Here is a 21,901-nt window from a genome sequence, read left to right as displayed (position 1 = left end):
CTTTTAATCATATTAATAAAGCTCTAATTTCTGTAGATTTTGTTACAAAAAAGGCTGAATTAAGATTAAGAATATTAAACAATAAAGACAAAAAATATAAAATTGTGTTAAAAATCAGACCACTATCCAGCCCTTATCGACCAGTGATGTTGTGAGGAGATGGGCACTTGCGAGGAAAAATTAAAATTAGGTGATCTGAATCTAAAAACCAGTTAAACTCCCTTTAAAATTAAATTATGTTGGGTTTTAGTTAAAAGCGATCTGACAGCAAATGGCAACGCTCTACAGTGAAATTTGCTTGTCGGAGTGATCAACTTGGAGGGAATCATGATGAATGGCAAAGTGTCGAAACAATCAAGAAATATTGCGATTGTCGGTCCGGCGAGCAGTGGTAAAACGACTCTGTTAGAAAGTTTATTGTTTGTCTCGGAAAACATTAAACGTAAAGGCAGTATCAAACAGGGAAATACGGTTGGGGATAATCTTCCCGAAGCGCGCGATCGCGCAATGACCGTTGAAATTAATACTGCTTACACCACCTTTGAAGATTTACAATTCACGTTTCTTGATTGCCCTGGTTCCATTGAGTTTGCTCAAGAAACCCAAAATGCTCTGCTGGGAGTTGATGCAGCCGTTGTTGTCTGTGAGCCTACAGTGGAGCGAGTTTTAACTCTTGCTCCCATCTTAAAATTCCTTGATGAGTGGGAAATTCCCCACTTGGTTTTTCTCAACAAAATGGATCGCGCCAATCATCCCTTTACTGAAATTTTGGCCGCCATTAAAGCCGTTTCCCCGCGCCCCTTACTCCCGCAACAATATCCCCTTTACCAAGGTCAAACCCTCCTCGGTTATATTGATCTAATTACTGAGCAAGCTTATCAATACCATGCCGGAACAGAGGCCGATCCCGTACCGCTACCGGACACAGCCACAGCAGAAGAGAAACTCGCTCGTGACGATCTCTTAGAAGGACTGGCTGAATTTGACGACCACCTCCTGGAAGAACTCCTCGAAGACATTAATCCTTCCCTCGAAGAAATCCGACAAGATCTCAAGCAAGATGTCAGTGCTGATTTAATCGTTCCTGTTTGCTTTGGCATCGCTGAACAAGATTATGGGGTCCGTCCCTTATTATCGGCTTTAATCGCAGAAGTGCCGGCGCCAGAGATCACGGCAAAACGGCGCGGACTCGATCCCGTCGCCACTGAATCCCCCACAATTGCTCAAGTGCTGAAAACTTACTATTCACCGCAAGGGGGAAAACTGTCCCTGATCCGAATTTGGCAAGGACGACTCACTGATAATATGATTCTCAATGGGATACGCCCAGGGGGAATGTATCAACTTCTCGGACAACAACAAACCTCAGTTCCAGAAGCCTTTGCCGGAGAAATCGTTGCTCTCTCTCGCCTAGAAGGGATCCAAACGGGAGATACCCTGAGCAGTGGCGATGCTCAAATCTCGCTTCCGACCCCGGAAAAAATGTCTTTTGTCTATGCTTTGGCAATTACTCCGCAAAACCGCAAAGATGAAGTGAAACTGACCGAAGCGATGGCAAAACTCCTCGAAGAAGACCCTGCTTTGTATTGGGAACAAAAGGGCGATACCCAAGACGTTGTACTGTGGGGACAAGGAGAAATTCATCTGAAAGTCGCGTTAGATCGCTTGCAGCGTAAATATAACTTGTCGATGAAAACCGATTTACCCCGAGTGCCCTATCAAGAAACAATTCGCAAAGGCACTCAGGCGCACGGGCGGTATAAACATCAAACCGGTGGACATGGAGCCTTCGGTGATGTTTATCTCGATATCCAGCCCTTACCCCGCGGGGAAGGCTTTCAGTTTGACGAGACAATTTTTGGGGGAGCGATTCCCAAACAGTATATTCCCGGTGTTGCCGCCGGTGTAGAAGAATACCTCCATCAAGGTCCCCTCGGCTTTCCTGTAGTTGATGTCGCAGTGACGCTGACTGATGGCTCTTATCATTCCGTTGATAGTTCGGAACAAGCGTTTAAGCAAGCTGCCCGCCTCGCCATGAGTGAGGGAATGCTCAATTGTGAACCGATTTTGTTAGAGCCGATTTTAGAAATTCAAGTGTATGCCCCAAGCGATTTTACGGCGAATGTCCTGCAATTGCTCAGTGGACACCGGGGACAGATTATGGGTTATCAAAGCTGTAGCGATTGGCTCAATTGGGATCAAGTGACTGCTTATCTGCCCCAAGCGGAAATGCAGAATTTTATTATCGAGCTGCGATCGCTGACGTTAGGAGTGGGCTTTTTTGACTGGCAACCCCATCATCTACAAGAAGTGCCGGCGAAAATTACACAGGAAGTTCTAGCAGGGATGTAATCGTCATCAATTTAGAGATACCGGATGCTAGCAGATATTACACTGAAAGAATTTTTGCTGTGGTTGCTGAGAAAACGTAAACGGTTTCGTGTGGTTGGCCACTCGATGCTTCCGCTCTTAAAACCGGGAGAAGAAGTCCTAATTGACCCCGCAATCCAAGAAACTCAGCATCTCCAAATTGGAGATCTAGTAGTTGCCCAACATCCGACTCAAGGGAATCTCCAAGTGATTAAACGCGTGAGTTTTATTTCCGCAACCGGCAACTATTTCCTCGTGGGGGATAATCCTCAAGAAAGTACCGATAGCAGAAGTTTTGGCAGTGTGAGCTTAGAGCAAATTGTAGGGCGTGTCACTTGTCGTTTTGGTTAAACCCCGAGTTCGCCCTGTAAAAAGTCGATGAACTGCCTCGCACTGCGCCCAGAACGCCCGTTATGGCGAGTAGCCCACTGTTTGGCTCTAAATTCTAAGTCGTCTGGTTTGAGGGGGATTTGGGCGAATTGAGCCAAATGATGCACAATTTCCAGATAGCGATCTTGGTTAGGCGGTTCAAAGGTGAGGGTTAAACCGAAGCGATCGCTGAACGATAATTTTTCTTGTACTGTATCCCAAGCATGAACTTCGTCTTGATCGCTGGGACGAGGGCGATCCTCGAAAAACTCGCGAATGAGATGACGGCGGTTGGAGGTGGCATAAACGACCACATTGCGCGATCGCGCGGTAATATTTCCTTCTAAAACCACTTTCAATGCTTTAAACGAGTCGTCATCTTCTTCAAAAGACAAATCATCGACAAAAATAATAAACTTCTGGGGTAAGTCCCGTAATTGCTCTAAAATCAAGGGAAGATTGCGCAATTCTGATTTGGGCACCTCTACTAATCGCAAGCCATCACGGGCATATTCATTGAGTAAGCCTTTCACCAAAGAAGATTTTCCCGAGCCACGGCTACCATAAAGGAGAACATTCAGGGCAGAATAGCCTTTCAAAAGGAACTGGGTATTTTGCACCAGCTTTTCTTTCTGCCAGTCATACCCCACAATTTCTGTCATTTGCACGGGATCAGGATGGGCAATGCCTACTAATTGCCCGGCTTGCCAAGTAAATGCTTGATATTGAGCAAAAATCCCACAACCATAAGTTTGATAATGGTTCGCCAGTTCCGGTAATACAGACCGCCAATCCTTGTGGTGATGGAGGAAATGATCGCTGGCAATGGGCTGTTTCCAAGCAATGAGCGGATGATTCAACTGACAACCCGCTTGAACCCACCGACTCAGGGTCGCACTCCCACAGCGATAAAGTTCTTGTAATGCTCTCAGGTCCACTTGCGCTGCTTGAACGAGCGCTGGGGGTAACGCTTCGAGAGAGGTCGATTGCACTTGTTGCGAAAAGGGATTGTCATCATAGAGAATCCGATGGACGAGGTAATCTTCCCAACTTTGTTGGCTGGCGGCGAGAGATTTAAACCAAGTGCCGTAGGCTTGGAGACAAAGGTCGCGATCGCGCTGTTCTTTTAATCTTTGTAATAATTCAAGAAAGGCTTGTCCCACCTCATCTGCTAATACCGACTGATATAGCAATAAAGAGGCAGCTTGTTGGAGCAAAAAACTAGCAGAGGGACGGGACGAAGAGGAAGACATAATTACACTCAAAGGGATATCAGTCAGTTCTCAGCAATGACTCATTTTGATTGCATTTAATAGAACTAACCTGATCGATCATAACGGAGAAAAAGCAATGGCAGTTGATTACGATATCGTTCACGGATCGCGCTTCCTTAACAAATGCGCGGTAGTTGTTCGCCGCTTAACATATCAACGACACGGGTTGTTCCCATCATACTTTTCATGGTCACTAAAGCCTTTTTCTCACTGCTGACTTCTCCAATCACCCTTGCTTCGGGATTGATGTGTTGCAAGATCGAGCAGGCTTTCTCCACATCAGCAGACGGAAGAAAGAGAATAAATCGTCCCTCATTGGCGATATAAAGGGGATCCAGTCCCAGAATTTCACACGCCCCAGCCACATCTTCTCGCACGGGAATTGCAGTTTCAGTGATGGTGCTAGCCAATCTACTGCTGGTGGCAATTTCGTTTAAGGCGCTAGCTAAACCGCCACGGGTTAAATCGCGGGCACAATGAATGTTAATTCCCGCCTCAATCAGTTCTAAAATTGTACTGGCAACCGGTGCAGAATCCGTTGCAATCGGTTCTTCAAACTCCCAGCCTTCGCGCTGTGCCATGATGGCAATACCATGACGGGCTAAATCGCCGTTGAGTAAAATCTGATCGCCAGGTTCAATGGTAGAGGGGTTAATTTGAAGATTATGTTCAATGACGCCAATACCTGCTGTATTGATAAAAATGCCGTCTCCTTTGCCTTGATCCACAACCTTGGTGTCTCCGGTGACGATTTTGACATTCGCCCTTTCTGCAGCCGCTTGCATGGATTGGACAATTTGCCAGAGGGTGGACATGGGGAGTCCTTCTTCTAAAATGAAACTTGCGGTGAGATAAAGGGGTCGCGCCCCGGACATAGCAAGATCATTAACAGTTCCATAAATAGCCATGGAACCAATATCACCACCGGGGAAAAAGAGAGGATTCACCACATAAGAATCAGTCGTGAAGGCAATTTTATTGTGAGGGAGATTTAAGGCTGCTGCATCGTGAGGAATCGCTTGCGGGTCGCCAAACACGGGATGGAACATTTCTGAAATCAATTGATTCATTAGTTTTCCACCGCCACCGTGGGCGAGAAGGATATTGGGATATTGTTGGATCGGAATGGGGCAAGCGTTAAAAGTCACAAGAATTAATAATTAACAGCAATCAATAATGTAGAGACGTTCCATGCTTCGACTCTTCGACAAGCTCAGGGTAAAACAGGCTCATCTCCCCAATCAATTCTATATAAGATGTTGATTATTTCTGATACAGATAGTAAGCAGCACAAGCGCCTTCTGAGGAGACCATGGGCGCACCGAGGGGAGATTCAGGGGTGCAACGGATACCAAAGGCGGGACAATCGAGGGGTTTTTTCTGCCCGCGCATAATTTCCCCACTGATACATTCCGTTTCTGGAGTAGAAGTGGGAAGATCAAGCTGATTTTGGAATTTCTGTTCCGCATCAAACGCGGCATATTTGCTTTTTAGCGCCAGACCACTTTGGGGAATGGCACCAATACCCCGCCACTGACGGGGGACAATTTCAAAAATATCTTGGATGAGTTTTTGAGCGCGATCATTCCCTTGGTAGGAAACGGAACGCAGATATTGATTTTCTACTTCATAGCGCCCGCTTTCCAGTTGTTGAATACACAGGTAAATTCCTTGCAAAATATCCACAGGCTCAAACCCCGTCACGACAATGGGGATTTTGTACCGAGACGCGATCGCACTGTATTCGTGATACCCCATGACGGTACACACATGACCCGCAGCCAGAAAGCCTTGCACCCGACAATCGGGGGCGGATAAAATCGCCTCCATCGCCGGGGGAACAAGGACATGAGACACTAACAAAGAGAAATTTTGTAAGTTTTCTTGCTGGGCTTGATAAACCGCCATTGCCGTCGCTGGGGCGGTGGTTTCAAATCCGATCGCGAAAAAAACCACCTCCCGATCTGGGTTCTCTCTGGCTAGGGCAACCGCTTCCATGGGGGAATACACAATGCGAACATCTCCTCCTTGACTTTTGATCCAAAAGAGGTCTTTTTCACTCCCCGGCACTCGCAACATATCGCCAAAGGAGCAGAAAATCACTTCAGGTAGAGCCGCCAGCGCGATCGCACGATCAATCAGATGCATTGGTGTCACACACACTGGACAGCCCGGACCATGAATCAGCGTTACCTCCGGCGGTAAGAGCTGATTCAGCCCGTATTTAACGATGGCATGGGTTTGTCCCCCACAAATTTCCATCAGGGTCCACGGTTGCGTGACTGTTTGCGCGATCGCGTCCGCACAAGCTTGAGCCAGAGTTGGATTACGATATTCGCTAACGTACTTCACGTTATTTCTCCCACATACGTGCCTAGCGCCCGAGCCGTTTGCACTAAGTTACAGTTGGGGTCAACCAGGATCGGGCTGTTATCTACTACCTCTTGCAAGGGAATGCCAACTGTTTCGCCATCGCGCCAAGCCACCATTTGATCGTATTTTTCTTGAGCAACCAAATCAACGGCAGTTTTCCCTAAGGTTGCCCCGATAATACTGTCAAGAGCCGAAGGCAGTCCACCGCGTTGGACATGACCCAGTACTGTCACCCGACTATCAACATTACCTTTTGTATATTTTGAGATTTGTTGGGCAATCTGTTGAGAAATGCTAATGGCACAATTTTCATTCGCTTCTAGGGGAATATCAACGGGATTTTGCACTCCTTCGGCAACAACAATAATCGCAAACCGTCGTTCCTGTTCTTCTCGCAACCGATCAATATGCCGCACCATACTGGCGATGGAATAGGGAATCTCAGGGATGAGGATAATATCAGCCCCGCCGGCAATGCCAGAATTAAGAGCCAGATGTCCTGCGGTGCGTCCCATGACTTCGATGACGAGAGCGCGATCGTGGCTGGCTGCGGTAAAACTAAGACGTTCTAAAGATTCAGTAACGGTACTCACCGCACTATTAAAGCCTAAAGACTGACCGGCCATGGCAACATCATTATCAATGGTCTTTGGAATGACCACTAAATTCCAGTCTCCCTTACGGGCTAATTCCCGCAAGATAGCCATACTGCCATCTCCGCCAATGGCAATTAGGGCATCTAAGCCTAAATCTTTGTAACCCCCAATAATTTCATCAGCAGAAGCGAGGGTTTCATCATCCCCTTTGTTAATACTGCCCAGAATGGTGCCGCCAACGCAGAGCAATGGATCAATTCCGTGGAGATAACTCACACAATAGGAGGGAAAAGAAATCGCTTTGCGTTCCCGTAAGCCTTCTGTGGCATAAGGAATCCCTAAGACTTCGTAATCATAAGTGAGAGTGGCGTGACTGAGAACGGCGCGGATGGCACAGTTTAATCCGGGACAGTCTCCCCCGCTGGTTAAAATACCAATTCGTTTTTTTCCCATGATAGGCCTCGCTTATGATTGGGATGAAGATAATGTTGCTGTAGTGGAAACAGGATGCCACAAGGGCTGCGTTTCTTGAAGTAACCGCATATACTGCGCTCGTTCGTAAGCTGATTCATCAGCACAATAGAACTGAGACATCGTGCCCTGCATTTCTTTTACAGAGGCATATTCGTGCTCCGTCATCCAATGTTGGAGTTGACGTTCCATGTCTCGAAGGTAGTCAATACCATGCCGTAAGAGCGCTGAACAAATTTGGGTGGTTTTTGCCCCTGCCATCAGTGCTTTAATCACATCGCGCCCTGTATGAATACCACCAGTAGCCGCAAAATCAGTACCAATGCGACCGTAGAGAATGGCAATCCAACGGACTGCCAAGAGGGCATCAGCCGAATGGCTAAGATGCACTTGCGGTTGCACTTCTAATTCTTCGGGGCTGATTTCAGGTTGCAAAAAGCGATTGAATAATACTAAACCATTGGCTCCACTTTCGGCGCAACGTTTTGCCATATAAGCCATGTTGGTAAAGAACGGGCTGAGTTTCATCGCAATGGGAATATTGACCTCTGCTTTGACATCTTGGAGAATATCCAGATAGATTTGTTCTGTGTCACTGGCAGAAAAGTTAAAGTCGGTGGGAACAAAGTAAACATTCAGCTCGATCGCGCTCGCCCCCGCTTCCTCCATCCGTCGGGCATATTCAACCCAGCCGCCGCGAGAATAGCCATTGAGACTGGCAATAATCGGTAACCCGGTCGCTGCTTTGGCGCTGGCAATATGTTCAAGATAGAGTTCCGGTCCCACATGAAATTCATCGGGTTCGGGGAAATAGGTTAATGCTTCGGCAAAACTTTCGGTTCCGTATTCCAGGTGATGATGCAATTCAAATTTCTCTCGCATCAATTGTTCTTCAAAGAGAGAATGAAGGACAATGGCACCCGCCCCGGCATCAGCAAGGCGTTTAATGTTGTCGAGATCTTCTGATAAGGGGGCTGCCGCCGCAGAAATCAGCGGCGATCGCAGCTCAAGTCCGAGATAATTAGTTGTTAGATCCATGGTTCGTTAGTTATTCGTCATTGGTCATTCATCATTTGGAAAAGGGGATTGGGGGATAGGGAAGAGGAAATCAAAGATTCTGCTTGTCTCCCCCTCACTCTCTCTTCCGAACTTCACCGATCAGGGTGAAAGTTCTACCCCTTTAACTGAGTTAGATTACTGCTCACTGCTACCTTGAGAAGCAAGCTGCTGATACCGTTGCCAACGGGCTTCGGCATCTTCTTGGGCTTCTTGCAGTAACTGTTTCGCTGCTTCGGGATTAGTTTTCGTCAGCATTTGGAAGCGATTTTCTTTATACATGGACTGGCTCACCGGTTTTTTCGGGGTTCGCGAATCCATGTGCAACGGATTTTGTCCCTGTGCTTTCAGTTCTGGGTGATAGCGATACAGTAACCAGCGACCACTGTCCACCAAGTCTTTTTGATGACTCATGGCGGTTTTCATATTGATGCCATGAGCAATGCAGTGGGAGTACGCCAGAATTAACGAAGGACCGGGATAGGCTTCCGCTTCTAAAAAGACTTTTAGGGTGTGTTCATCCCGTGCGCCCATCGCGACGCTGCCGACATAGACATTGCCATAGGTCATCGCGATCGCGCCCAAATCTTTCTTCGATGTGGGCTTCCCACCGGCAGCAAATTTGGCAACAGCAGCGCGAGGCGTTGCTTTCGAGGCTTGTCCACCCGTATTGGAATACACTTCTGTATCCAAAACAAGAATATTCACATCGCGACCACTGGCAAGGACATGATCTAATCCGCCAAAGCCAATATCATACGCCCAACCGTCACCGCCAACAATCCAGACAGATTTTTTCACCAGATAATCAGCCAGGTTTAACAGTTGTTTTGCCTCTGGGGAATCGAGATTTGCCAGTTTTTCTTTCAATTGGTCAACCCGTTCCCGTTGTTCCCAAATATCGGCTTCTGAGCGTTGTTCTTGGTTCAGAATCCCCTCAACCAGGTTTTCCCCGATCTCCGCAGCTAGTTTTTTCAGGAGTTCTTTGGCAAAATCGGCTTGTTTATCAATGGAGATCCGGAAACCAAAACCAAATTCCGCATTATCTTCAAACAGACTATTGGACCAGGCGGGACCTCGCCCGTCTGCGTTTTGTGTCCAAGGGGTCGTCGGTAAGTTTCCGCCGTAGATGGAAGAACAACCTGTGGCATTGGCAACCACCATCCGATCCCCGAACAGTTGACTCGCCAATTTCACATAAGGCGTTTCTCCACAACCGGCACAAGCACCCGAGAATTCAAAGAGGGGTTCTTGCCATTGCTGTTGGCGCATCCGTTCCACATTTAACTGTTTGCGGTCAGGATTCGGCAAATTCAAGAAGAAGTCCCAATTTTCCTGTTCCTGATCCCGTATTGGCAACCGTTCTGCCATATTAATGGCTTTCCGTGAGGGCTGGGTTTTATCTTTTGCCGGACAAACATCCACACAAACGGCGCAACCGGTGCAATCTTCTGGCGACACTTGAATCGTAAATTTCTGTCCTTGGAAGGCTTTGTCTTTAATGTCAGTAAACTTAAACTCACTGGGTGCATTCCCTAACTCGCCTTCGTCATAGACTTTCCCCCGAATTACCGCATGGGGACAAACCATGATGCACTTGCCACATTGGACACAAACATCCGGGTCCCAAACCGGGATTTCTTGAGCGACCCCTCGTTTTTCCCATTTGGCGGTTCCAGTGGGATAGGTGCCATCGCAGGGTAAAGCACTCACCGGAAGTTCATCCCCTTGGCGGGCGATCATTTTTCCTAACACATCCTGTACGAAGGGGGGTGCTGTTTCTGGGACAGGCGGTTGACGATGAGTGGGACTGTTAACGGTCTGGACATCAATGCGGTACAGGTTATCGAGCGTATTATCCACCGCCGAGAGATTCATCTGCACAATCTCAGTTCCTTTCTTCCCATAAGTCTTCTCGATCGCGCGTTTGATTTGGGCAATCCCTTCGTCTCGGGGTAACACCCCAGACAGGGCAAAGAAACACGTTTGCATGACGGTATTAATCCGTCCGCCCATGCCGCTTTCGCGGGCAACTCGGTTCGCATCAATGGCGTAAACTTCTAAGCCTTTGCGAACAATTTCTTCTTGCACTTCCAAAGGCAAATGATCCCACACCTGATCGGGCGGATAAGGACTGTTCAATAAGAAGGTTGCCCCTTGGGCTGCCACTTCCAGTACATCCAGTTTTTCTAAGAAGGACCACTGATGACACCCGACAAAGTTCGCTTGATCGATTAAATAGGTGGAACGAATCGGATCGGGACCGAAGCGTAAGTGAGAGACGGTAACGGCGCCCGATTTCTTAGAATCATAGACAAAGTACCCTTGGGCGTAATTTTCGGTTTCGCTACCAATAATTTTGATCGAGTTCTTATTCGCCCCCACGGTTCCATCCGATCCTAAGCCATAGAATACTGCACGGGAGACTGTTTCCGGTTCTGTGGAGAATTCTGGATCATACGTTAAGGAGGTATGGGTGAGGTCATCGTTAATACCAATGGTAAAGTGATTTTTCGGTTTGTCTTGACTGAGATTATCCAGTACCCCTTTCACCATCGCGGGCGTAAACTCTTTTGAGGATAAGCCATAGCGTCCGCCGACGACTTTGGGTAGGGTCCCGGTCCAGGCTTCTTGCACTGCGGTGACCACATCTAAATAGAGGGGTTCACCACTGCTACCGGGTTCTTTGGTACGGTCTAATACCGCGATCGCGCGGGTGGTTTCAGGCAGGGCTTCCACAAAGCGATTCACATCCCACGGACGATACAACCGCACTTTTAAGACCCCAACTTTTTCCCCTTGGGCGGTCAAATAATCCACTGCTTCATGGGCGGTTTCACACCCGGATCCCATTAAAACGACCACGCGCTCAGCATCGGGGGCGCCATGATATTCATACAGTTGATACTGTCGTCCCGTTCGTTCTCCAAACTTGTCCATCATCGCTTGCACAACAGCCGGACAATCGTTATAAAAGGAATTCACACTCTCTCGCGCTTGGAAAAAGACATCGGGATTTTGGGCGGTTCCCCGCAAAACTGGGTGATCAGGGGAGAGGGCGAGTTGGCGATGATCAAAGATATCTGCTTTATCCACGAACGCCTCTAAATCTTCATTTTCGAGGAGTTCTATTTTTTGAATTTCGTGAGAAGTGCGAAACCCATCGCAGAAGTGAAGAAAGGGGATTCGTGTTTTTAGGGTTGCGGCTTGGGCAATCAGGGCTAAATCATGGGCTTCTTGTACAGACGCAGAGGATAAGAAAGCAAACCCGGTTCCCCGTGCTGCCATGACATCACTGTGTTCTCCAAAAATCGAGAGGGCTTGCGCAGCCACTGATCGCGCTGCTACATGAATCACTGCTCGACTTAACTCTCCAGCAATTTTATATAAATTGGGGATCATTAATAATAAGCCTTGGGAGGCGGTAAAGGTGGTGGTCAGTGCCCCTGTTTGCAATGATCCGTGAACTGCCCCGGCAGCCCCGCCTTCACTTTGCATTTCCACAACCGACGGCACGGTTCCCCATAAATTGGGCTGTCCTTGCGATGCCCAGGCATCCGGCCATTCTCCCATTGGAGAGGCGGGAGTAATGGGATAGATGGCAATTACCTCATTGAGGCGATAAGCCACCCGTGCAATGGCTTCGTTTCCATCCAACATTGCTGTTTTTTGAGCAGTCATTATGACAAAACCTCCTCTCGTTTTTTTGACTGTTACCGTCGCTGCTGGAAAGTTTTTGTCACAACCACTTTTTTCTTAATAAAACTTAAAATCTGCTCCTTCCTCGGCAAGGATTGAAGTCATTTTTCAGGAAGTTATCTTAAAACAACGAAAACACTTTCTTGCTGGAATAAGTTACGACTTTTAGTGATTGATTAGACTTTCAAGCTCACGACCCTTGTTTTTTTTATTTTGCAAGTTGTTTTTTAGGACTCAGTATTTATTTGCATCGCTGAAACAACTTTTCTACCTCCTATTTTCTAATAGAAGATTTGATTTTGAGGAATGATTTAACCCTTTTTAAAGAATTGCTTCTAATTCTTGTAAATCTTCCAGGGTTTTTTGTGCAGCTTCTGCATCGATCACGCTGAGGGCAAATCCCACATGAACGACGACATAATCGCCGACTGCAGCCTCTGGGACATAAGCCAGACTGACTTCTTTTGCGACACCGCTAAAGCTCACTTTTGCAGCTTTTAAGAGGGGATCATCCCCGGTTATACTCATTATTTTTCCTGGTATAGCTAGGCACATAATTACCTTTTTTGTATAGAGGTTTACGGTTCAATTTAATTCGTCATGTCTGACTCATTAATCAATGATAAAGTTGCCAAGAGATGGTTTTAATTTTACTTGCTAATTACTTGCAGTAATTAAGGCTTGGGTTATACTTTTTTAAAGAGAAAGTACATTTTCTTTACTTTAGGAAATAAGTCACAACATTAAATTTGATCGAACGAGGAATCACTAGCCTCTAAATTGATCTTAAATCGCTGCCTAAAATTTGTTAGAGAGTTTTAACAAAGTAGCAACAACTTGTCCGAAAGCGATTCCGCCATCGTTTGGAGGCAGGGTTTGACACCAGTAAGGTTGCAGGTTTTCGACTCGTGTGGTTTGCACTGCCTTTTCCAGTAAATATTGATTTTGAAAACAGCCCCCGGTCAAAACAATGGTGGGGGTATTAATCCGATGCGCGATCGCGCTAATGGCAGCAATCAGAGTATTATGAAACTGGGCAGCAATGAGACTGAGGGGGCGCTTGGCTTGAACATCCTTCAAAATGGCACGGACTAGGGGTTCCCAGTCTAGACAATCTGGTTGCTTCCCACGACCGGGGATCAACTGAAATGGATAAGTTTGTTCGGTCAGGTTGCCATTGATTGCAAATTCCAGCGCCATCGCCGCTTCTCCCTCAAAACTAACCGTTGGCGATAACCCGACAAGTGCCGCGATCGCGTCAAAGAGTCGCCCCACACTTGAGGTTCGGGGTGTATTCAACCCTTGCTTCAACATTGAGCGTAGGATTGTTAACTCTTGCGGGCTAAAATCAAATCCTGTAACCGCTGCTTCCCCATATATTTCATACAGTAGTCCTAATGCTGATCGGCGCGGTTCCTTAATCGCTTTTTCGCCACCGGGTAAACGAAATGTCCGCCAGTGGGCAACCCGTTGCCAAGTTTCTGGCGTGACTAAAATAAATTCTCCCCCCCAAATTGAGCGATCTAAGCCATATCCGGTACCATCCCAAGCAATCCCCAAAACCGGCGGTGTAAGGCGATGTTCGGCCATGCCAGCAAGAATATGGGCGAGATGATGCTGTACTGGCATTAGGGGAAGGTCTTTCTCGGTCGCGAGTTGTTGGGCATATTGACTAGAGTAATAATCTGGGTGACGATCACAAGTAATCTGGCTGGGTTGAAAGTCATAGAGATCCGCGAGACTCTGCATAGTTTCGGAGAAGGCTTGGCGCGATCGCGCTGTCTCTAAATCCCCAATATGTTGGGAGAGAACCACTTGTTGGTTTTGATACAGGGCAATGGTATTTTTGAGATGTCCGCCCACTGCCAGAATCGGGGATGAAGGTTGTCGATGGGGGAGTGCTAAACGAGTAGAAAAGGGGGCATATCCCCGCGCCCGTCGTAAGAGAGTTAGCTGATCTAAAATGATGCGAACGACAGAATCATCAACTGGACGCGCGATCGGGCGATTGTGAACTAAAAAGCAGTCGGCAATGCCCTTTAAGCGTTCTCTGGCTTCTGTTTCCTCCGTACAAATCGGTTCGTTCGCAAGATTGCCACTGGTTGCCACAACCGGAAACTGCAATTCTGTTAGTAAGAGGTGATGGAGGGGCGTATAAGGAAGCATCACCCCTAAATTCGGATTATTCGGGGCAACAGAAGGCACAATCGACCTAGTGGTTGGTTTTTGGGTGAGGAGGACAATCGGTGCTGCTGGAGATTGTAAAATCTCAGCTTCGGTGTCTGAAACCTGACAATCGTCTTTCACGCTTTCCAGAGAGGGATACATTACTGCCAAGGGTTTCGTCGGACGCTGTTTCCGTTGTCGCAGTTGAGACACCGCTGACTCATTCCTGGCATCCACCATCAGGTGAAATCCACCCAATCCTTTAACCGCGACAATCTTTCCTTGTCGTAATGCCTCTGCTGTGGCAATTAAAGCTTCATCCCCCTCGACTTTTTCTTGTCCCCAAAACGTTAACTGGGGACCACAATTGGGACAAGCATTGGGTTGGGCATGAAAGCGGCGATCGCGCGGATTTTCATATTCTGCTTGACAGGCGGGACACATCTGGAAGTGTCGCATCGTGGTCGTAGCGCGATCATAAGGTAACCCCTGGATAATCGTATAACGGGGACCGCAGTGGGTACAGTTCGTAAAGGGATAGCGATAGCGACGATGATTGGGATCAAAAATTTCTGCCAGACAATCCGAACAAGTGGCTAAATCTGGTAACACCCCTGCTGATTTCGGATCACGCTCAGTGCTGGGAGACGCTCGAATTTCAAATTCTTGGTACCCAATTGGATCCAGCCATGTTGCCTTCACCTCATCCACGCGCGCAATGGAGGGTTTGTCGGTTAAAAGTCGTTCTTGGAAGGTTTTAAGCGTCTCACCGTTGCCTTCCACTTCAATGAACACCCCACTCACCGTATTGTTGACCCAACCGCAAAGGGCTAACTCTGTCGCAAGACGATAGACAAAAGGACGGAAGCCGACCCCTTGGACGACCCCTTGCAGTTGCAGATAAAGACGAGAATAGGAAGCAGACGGTAATGGACTCACGGTTGTCGTTCAAAGCAAAGCACTGAGTTCAGTAGGGATTCTCTTTTGGTTAAGACCCCATGCTCTAGCTCAATTAAAGCTCTATTATCAGTGTAAACGGAAACCTTTACTGAACCACCGTTCCCTGAAACATGACTGTGAAATTAATTCAGACAAGATGGCAAAGATCGTTGATGACTTAACTTGAACAACAACTATCTCAGATTACACCACAGCGATCAATTCAATGAAGGAATTATCGTGAGTTTACTAGAATAACTGATTCCACCAAGAGGAAGAAGGTTGAATATCAGTATAAATTCGACCGAGCGTTCTTGAATCAAGAGGGGAAGATTGCTTAAAATCGCTACCCAGCATTTCATATAAGGCTTGCCCAGAGCTCTCTCCCTTGTTGAGGGGAAATAAGACATGAGCACTATAGTGGTCGCAACCAATTCCTCTCCGTCCAACGGTGCATACAGCCGGTTGGCCATTAAACTGATCGCCTGTCAAGTAATGGGCATTACCTTCTTCATACAGAGACTGTAAGCGACTTGCTGTCTCCTGACAGTTCTTGAGCGCTTCTGAAGGGGAAAAATATTTAGGGACAAAGTTCAAGACTGGTATATTTTCTGACGAATTTTGTTCTGGCAAAGTAGCCATGACAGTTGGAACGCTATCGTTCACCTCACAGGTGATATTGATGGTATTCGCTGTACTCGGTTTTGCCAAGATTCCTAGCGCTCCTAATGCCAAAAATGGCGTCACTCCCAAGAAAATTTTGCCGACTTGCTTTGTGTTCATAAGTTTGCCCCTCTCTTTAATTTCATCTCTCCTTTCATCTCAATCAGAGTTAAGAATCTTGATGAAGGAACTGCCAGCAGGCTGTCAGCAGCAGCAAAAGTTATGATAACACATAAATAGTTAACTAAGTATAAACTTAAATAGAGTTAATATATCTTTGGCTTCAAAATTTCTGATATTTTATGGAAGGGGCGGTCGTCAATCTTTAATAGTTAGAGTTTTGGGTCGCTCATTGACAGATTGCATGAGGAGATTTATAGATGAAACCGTTTGCCCGCCCAGTTTTAATCGCTGGTGTTGTTTATCTGAGCAGCTTAGCTACTATTAACGCTGCCCAAGCGCAAATCAGAGCTGATGGTACTGTTTCTACTGAAGTGACCCAGTCCGGTAATGTTTTTGAGATCACAGAAGGAAGCCAAGCCGGGGGCAATCTTTTTCATAGTTTCCAAGAGTTTTCTCTCCCGACCGGCAACACAGCCTTCTTTAAAAACGGAGGCAACATTACTAACATCATCAGCCGAGTAACAGGGGGGTCTATTTCCAGTATTGATGGTTTGATTCAAGCAAACGGTGGAGCAAACTTAATTCTAATCAATCCCGAGGGGATTTCTTTTGGTCCCAATGCTCAACTCGATATTGGCGGTTCTTTTTTAGGCAGTACAGCAAATAGCGTTAAATTTAGCGATGGCACAGAATTTAGTGCCACCAACCCGCAAAATCCTTTACTAACAATTGCCGTCCCGGTCGGCTTGCAAATGGGACCAGATGGAGGGGCGATTCGCGTGGAAGGGCAGGGGCATAATTTCACAGTAGCCGATCCGGTCTTTGCCCCAATTATTAGAGAGAATAATCCCAGGGGTCTGTCTGTGAATGCTGGCAATACCTTAGCGCTAGTGGGTAATGGCATTAACCTTGAAGGCGGAGTGCTCACTGCAGAGGGCGGAATGTTCACTGCAGAAGGCGGAAGGATTGAGCTGGGAAGTGTTGCCGAAGGGTTGGTTAACCTTGAGTCGTTGCCAAAAGGGTGGTCATTTAATTATGACAGTGTCTCTGCCTTTGGCAATCTACAGCTGCGATCGCGCGCTTTAGTCGATGCCAGTAGTGCTAGTATTGGATCCACAGCAGGAGCGATTCAGCTGCAGGGAAAAAACCTCTCCATTGCAGAGGGGTCACTGGTATTGATTCAAAATCAAGGCTTTACCACTGCCGGAAACATTACTTTAAATGCGTCAGACTCAATCACCGTGAGCGGGACGAATGCGGACGGGACATTTCGCACGAGCGTGAATAATCAAACTGATCCCCTGAGTGCGGGTCAAGGGGGAGATATTGACATTATTACCGGGCAGTTAGTTGTGGATGGCGGAGCAAGCATTGTCGCGACCACCTTTGGTCTAGGCTCAGGAGGTGATATTGATGTCACGGCGTCGGAATCGATACAAATGCTAGGCGCGAGTCCCCTCACACCACGAGCAGTGAGCTCCATTGCCTCAGCCACTTTGGGCACCGGAGATTCCGGCAATACAAGTGTGTCAACCCAGCGTTTAACAGCGACGGGAGGCGGAATTATTGCCGCTTCCAGTTTGGGCGCGGGTAGTGGCGGCAATCTGGATGTCACCGCTACTGAATCCATTGATATCGTTGGCGTGGAACCCAACCGGCTCATTCCTAGCGGTTTGGCTGTGACTAGCTTTAGTAGCGGTCAAGCAGGCAACTTAACGGTGGATACGTCACAACTCACGATTCTCGATGGCGGGCGAGTCGATGCCTCTGCTCTCGCCACTGGCGAGAGTGGTAGCCTGACCATTAACGCTTCTGAGTTTGTGGAAGTGAAAGGGACCGTTCCCGAATCGATTAATCCCAGTTTAATTTCCTCAGCTGCCAACCAAGTGGATGCCAGCTTACAAGAAGCTTTCCAATTACCTGCCTTGCCTAGTGGAACTTCTGGTAATGTGACGATTAATACTCCCCAATTAACAATCGATCAAGGAGCACAAGTGACCGTCAGAAATGATGGCTTAGGGGATGCGGGAATCCTTCAGGTCAATGCCAATTCTATTTCTTTAGACAATCAAGGGGGAATCAGTGCAGCCACCAACGGCGGCCAAGGGGGAACCATTGATTTACAAGTTCAAGATTCCCTAGAAATGAGCGGTTTTAGCCAGATCTCCAGTGATAATTTTGCTGGCGGAGACAGCGGAATCTTGCGGATTGAAACGGGTAAATTACAGATTGATGAGGGTGCGTTTATCTCGGCTACGACCTTTGGGGAAGGGCAAGGTGCAGATGTTGTTATCCAGGCGACGGAGGCGGTAGAAATCACTGGCACAGGATTTGAGGTGCTGACAGAAACGTTTCAAGCCGGGGTTCTATCCGGCACCCTTGAGGCTAGTCAGCGAGGGACTGGCATTTTTCTGGGGACTGCTCGTAGCGGTCCTTCAGGTCATCTCAGCCTTGAAACCCCTTCCCTACTGATGAATGATGGCGCAGCCATTTTTAGCCCAACTTTTACTGATGGGCAAGGGGGCAATATTCTCATCGAGGCTTCTGAATCAGTGGAACTCAGTGGCTCTGCGGTGCAAGTAGGAACAGCCCCCGCAAGTACGGGACCAGCTGGTAAAATCGAGGTTGATACGGGCCAGTTGGTTGTGCAAGATGGAGCAATAATTATTAATGCAAGCTTTGGGGATGGCCCCGGCGGGGATGTGGAAGTCAGTGCGTTGGAGTCGGTTGAATTAAAAAATTCTCCCCCAGGAGAGTTATTGCTCACAGGTATTTATGCGAACACAACTCTGGGTTCTGGAGAAGGAGGCAATGTCAGGATTGACACAGGACGGCTAAGTATACGAGATGCAGTTATTGTAACGAATACGGGAGCTTCCTTGCCAACAGGGGTGATTCCTTCAGGAGGTCCAGGGGGCAATATCATTGTTAATGCCAGTGAGTCTGTAGAAATTGCAGGCGTACAAACTGATCCCAGATTTCCCAGCGGTTTTGATACAAGATTTCCCAGCGGTTTAGGGACAACCAGTTTTAGCGAGTCTGCTTCAGGAGACTTGACGATCAACACTGAGCGCTTGGTTGTTAAGGAAGGAGCCGATCTCTCAACGGCTGCGTCAGGTTCAGGAGAGGGCGGAACTTTAACGATTAATGCGTCTGAATCCATTGAACTGATTGGGACGACCATTGGAGATTTAACCTTAGGAGGTTTGTTAGCGGCATCGGGACGGGAAAATATACGGGAATTAGAAGCAACGGGTAATGCGGGAGATATTAATGTAAGGACCCAAAATTTAATTGTCCGCGATGGAGCACGGATCGATGTACAAAGTTTAGGTTCTGGGACGGCGGGCAATGTGCAAGTGATCGCTGATTCAATCTTCCTGGATAACCAAGGAACTATCTCCGCAGCCGGTACCTCAGGAGAAGGCGGCAATATTAATCTTGAAACGAATTCCTTGCTGATGCGCCAGAATAGCCAGATCTCTGCTACCGCAGGGGGCACCGGGAATGGAGGCAATATTACGCTTGCTGGCACCAGTCCAGTTGACTTTGTTGTCCTGCTTGAAAATAGCACGATTTCTGCCAATGCCTTCCAGGGCAGGGGGGGGAACATTAATATCGAAACCCAAGCCCTTTTTGTTTGTCCCAATTGTGAGATTACTGCTAGCTCAGAACTGGGAGTCGAGGGTCTTGTCACGATAGATAGGCTACAGCCGAATACAGAGCTGGACGTCATTGATCTGCCCGAAGAGGTAGCTGAATCAGAAGAAGTCGTGGCTCTAGCTTGTTCAACCACTGATGGACAAGAACAGAGCGAGTTTATTATTACGGGACGCGGGGGATTGCCTCCCCGCCCCACTGACCCCCTCAGCAGTGAAAATCTCGTCGATTTTGACGCTTCCTCTACCAGCCCAGACCGTTTATCAGTGTCCGAGATATCGGCAGAGGAAGAAAATTTTGCACAGTTACCAACTCCAGCACAAGGTTGGTATGTTGATTCAGAGGGGGTCTTAATCCTGGCTGCTCAAGCTCCTTCCGCTGCTCCCTACAGTTCTGGCTTAAAGACTCCTGAATGTCATGGTAATTAGACAAAAATCAACAATCATCCTGTTCTATCACGTTTTTTGCTTGATCTTGGTTACTCCTTTGCCTGGAATAGCACAATCGACTTCACCGCAACAACCAGAGCCTGAACCTCTGCCCTCGGAGCAAGCCCCTTTTAAGTTAGATCCAAGTGCTCCGCCAACTGTAGAAGAATCAGTCGATATTCCAGGACAAATTGTTGTCGATCGGTTCAATTTTGTCGGGAGCACTGTGTTTAGCGAGGAGGAGCTCAACGAGGCAACGGCTGAGTTTTTGGGCAAGCCCATTACCTTTTCTCAACTCCTGCAAGCGGCGAATCAAGTTACCGAGCTTTATCTCGAAAAAGGATACATCACCTCCGGTGCTTATATCCCGAGTCAAGCGATTCAATCCGGTGAAATTACGATTCAGGTGGTTGAAGGACGCTTAGAAGAGATTGATGTGACCATTCTCGAGGGGCAACTTAAATCAGATTATGTGCGCGATCGAATTGCGATTGCTAGTTCTCAACCGCTCAACATCAATCGTTTGCAAGAGGCATTGCAATTATTGCAATTCAACCCCCTAATCGAAAACTTGAGTGCAGAACTGAGCGCTGGCACACAACCGGGTACGAATAGTTTGTCAGTGCAAGTGGTTGGTGCGAAAACATTCAGTGCCAGTCTGGATCTTAATAATAACCGTAATTCAAGCATTGGTAGCTTTGAACGTGGCATCAAGCTCTCAGATGCGAATTTGCTGGGACTGGGAGATAAACTGGATTTGAACTATGCCAATACTGATGGCAGCAATCAGTTTGAAGGCAGTTACACCTTACCTGTCAATCCTCGTAACGGAAGTCTTCGCTTCGGCTATCAGGTCTCAAATAACCAGATTATTGAAGATCCTTTTGACGACTTAGATTTGGAAGTCGATTATCGCCAGTACGAGTTAAACTTTCGCCAGCCCGTTCTGGCAAGAGCAACTCCAGAGTATAGTCAAGAACTGGCTTTAAGCTTGGGAATCGTGAGAAAGGAAAGCGATAGTTCCCTGCTTGGGATAGATTTTCCGCTATCTCCAGGAGCCGATGAGCAAGGAGAAGTTCGTATTTCCAAGCTGAATTTTGCTCAAGAATGGCTTCAGCGCAGCCCTCAACAGGTGATTAGAGCTCGCTCCGAGTTTGGGCTAGGGATCGATGCCTTTAATGCAACGGTTAACAACGAGGAGCCAGATGGCGAATTTTTTCTGTGGCGTGGACAACTCCTCTATTTACGCCTTTTGAGTGAAAGAAGCGACAATGATGTCGTGAATCCAACCTTATTAGTTCGTTCCGAATTGCAATTGTCAAGTGCTTCCTTGCTGAATCTTGAGCAGTTTAGTCTCGGCGGTTCGCCAACAGTAAGAGGCTACCGTCAAGATCGGATTCTCAGCGATAATGCTTTTTTTCTCTCAGCAGAAGCGCGACTGCCAATTCTGCGGGTTCCAGAGGTACAAGGAACCTTACAAATCGCACCCTTTATTGACTTTGGCACGGGTTGGAATGTTGATAGCGATCAACTCGATCCGAGCACCCTAGCTGGGGTGGGAGTGGGTTTGCTGTGGCAAATGCAAGAAACACTGAATGCTCGTTTAGACTGGGGGATTCCTCTGCTCGATGGGGACGACCCAAATTCTGACAGCAATACCCTACAACAAAATGGCTTATATTTCCAAATCGAATATACGCCTTTCTAAATTATT

13 protein-coding genes are annotated in these 21,901 nt (G+C 47.5%); 4 read left to right on the top strand and 9 right to left on the bottom strand.

Features of this window, described 5'->3' with window-relative positions; translation table 11 throughout:
• Positions 1 to 330: 330 nt before the first annotated feature.
• Both GVY04_21225 and sodX read left to right on the top strand, forming a co-directional pair.
• Entirely contained in the window at positions 331 to 2,352 is a 2,022-nt protein-coding gene (locus GVY04_21225) for an elongation factor G (protein NBD18553.1), read from the top strand.
• A gap of 24 nt (positions 2,353 to 2,376) precedes the next feature.
• On the top strand, positions 2,377 to 2,721 hold the full coding sequence (gene sodX, locus GVY04_21220; protein NBD18552.1) for a nickel-type superoxide dismutase maturation protease: 345 nt from the start codon (positions 2,377 to 2,379) through the stop codon (positions 2,719 to 2,721).
• On the opposite strand, the gene GVY04_21215 is transcribed toward sodX, so the two are convergent.
• The 9 genes from GVY04_21215 to GVY04_21175 form a co-directional block, all read right to left on the bottom strand.
• On the bottom strand, positions 2,718 to 3,992 hold the full coding sequence (locus GVY04_21215; GenBank protein ID NBD18551.1) for a DUF815 domain-containing protein: 1,275 nt from the start codon (positions 3,990 to 3,992) through the stop codon (positions 2,718 to 2,720). The genes sodX and GVY04_21215 overlap by 4 nt on opposite strands.
• 137 nt (positions 3,993 to 4,129) lie before the next feature.
• The gene (hypE, locus tag GVY04_21210; GenBank protein ID NBD18550.1) at positions 4,130 to 5,167 is read right to left on the bottom strand and encodes a hydrogenase expression/formation protein HypE; all 1,038 of its coding nucleotides are present in this window, start codon (positions 5,165 to 5,167) and stop codon (positions 4,130 to 4,132) included.
• Positions 5,168 to 5,276: 109 nt separating this feature from the next.
• Positions 5,277 to 6,365, bottom strand: coding sequence for a hydrogenase formation protein HypD (gene hypD / locus GVY04_21205; protein NBD18549.1), 1,089 nt, complete (start codon positions 6,363 to 6,365; stop codon positions 5,277 to 5,279).
• Positions 6,362 to 7,435, bottom strand: a complete 1,074-nt coding sequence (locus GVY04_21200; protein NBD18548.1) for an ATP-dependent 6-phosphofructokinase — start codon at positions 7,433 to 7,435, stop codon at positions 6,362 to 6,364. Before GVY04_21200 ends, hypD begins: the two co-directional genes overlap by 4 nt.
• Positions 7,436 to 7,447: 12 nt before the next feature.
• The gene (locus GVY04_21195) at positions 7,448 to 8,491 is read right to left on the bottom strand and encodes a dihydroorotate dehydrogenase-like protein (GenBank protein NBD18547.1); all 1,044 of its coding nucleotides are present in this window, start codon (positions 8,489 to 8,491) and stop codon (positions 7,448 to 7,450) included.
• 156 nt (positions 8,492 to 8,647) lie between these two features.
• Entirely contained in the window at positions 8,648 to 12,190 is a 3,543-nt protein-coding gene (nifJ, locus tag GVY04_21190; GenBank protein NBD18546.1) for a pyruvate:ferredoxin (flavodoxin) oxidoreductase, read from the bottom strand.
• A 339-nt stretch (positions 12,191 to 12,529) separates the two neighbouring features.
• Entirely contained in the window at positions 12,530 to 12,763 is a 234-nt protein-coding gene (hypC, locus tag GVY04_21185) for a HypC/HybG/HupF family hydrogenase formation chaperone (GenBank protein NBD18545.1), read from the bottom strand.
• Positions 12,764 to 13,006: 243 nt separating this feature from the next.
• Entirely contained in the window at positions 13,007 to 15,313 is a 2,307-nt protein-coding gene (hypF, locus tag GVY04_21180) for a carbamoyltransferase HypF (protein ID NBD18544.1), read from the bottom strand.
• A gap of 249 nt (positions 15,314 to 15,562) precedes the next feature.
• On the bottom strand, positions 15,563 to 16,096 hold the full coding sequence (locus GVY04_21175) for a hypothetical protein (protein ID NBD18543.1): 534 nt from the start codon (positions 16,094 to 16,096) through the stop codon (positions 15,563 to 15,565).
• A 260-nt stretch (positions 16,097 to 16,356) separates the two neighbouring features.
• Between GVY04_21175 and GVY04_21170 the strand changes: the two genes are divergently transcribed.
• Complete coding sequence (locus GVY04_21170) at positions 16,357 to 20,187, top strand: filamentous hemagglutinin N-terminal domain-containing protein (protein NBD18542.1); 3,831 nt, start codon at positions 16,357 to 16,359, stop codon at positions 20,185 to 20,187.
• Entirely contained in the window at positions 20,177 to 21,895 is a 1,719-nt protein-coding gene (locus GVY04_21165) for a BamA/TamA family outer membrane protein (protein ID NBD18541.1), read from the top strand. The genes GVY04_21170 and GVY04_21165 overlap by 11 nt, the downstream gene beginning before the upstream one ends.
• Positions 21,896 to 21,901 lie beyond the last annotated feature (6 nt).

Source organism: Cyanobacteria bacterium GSL.Bin1, from assembly GCA_009909085.1.
In the GTDB taxonomy this organism is placed as follows: Bacteria; Cyanobacteriota; Cyanobacteriia; order Cyanobacteriales; family Rubidibacteraceae; genus Halothece.
This window is presented reverse-complemented; position numbering and strand designations above follow the sequence as displayed.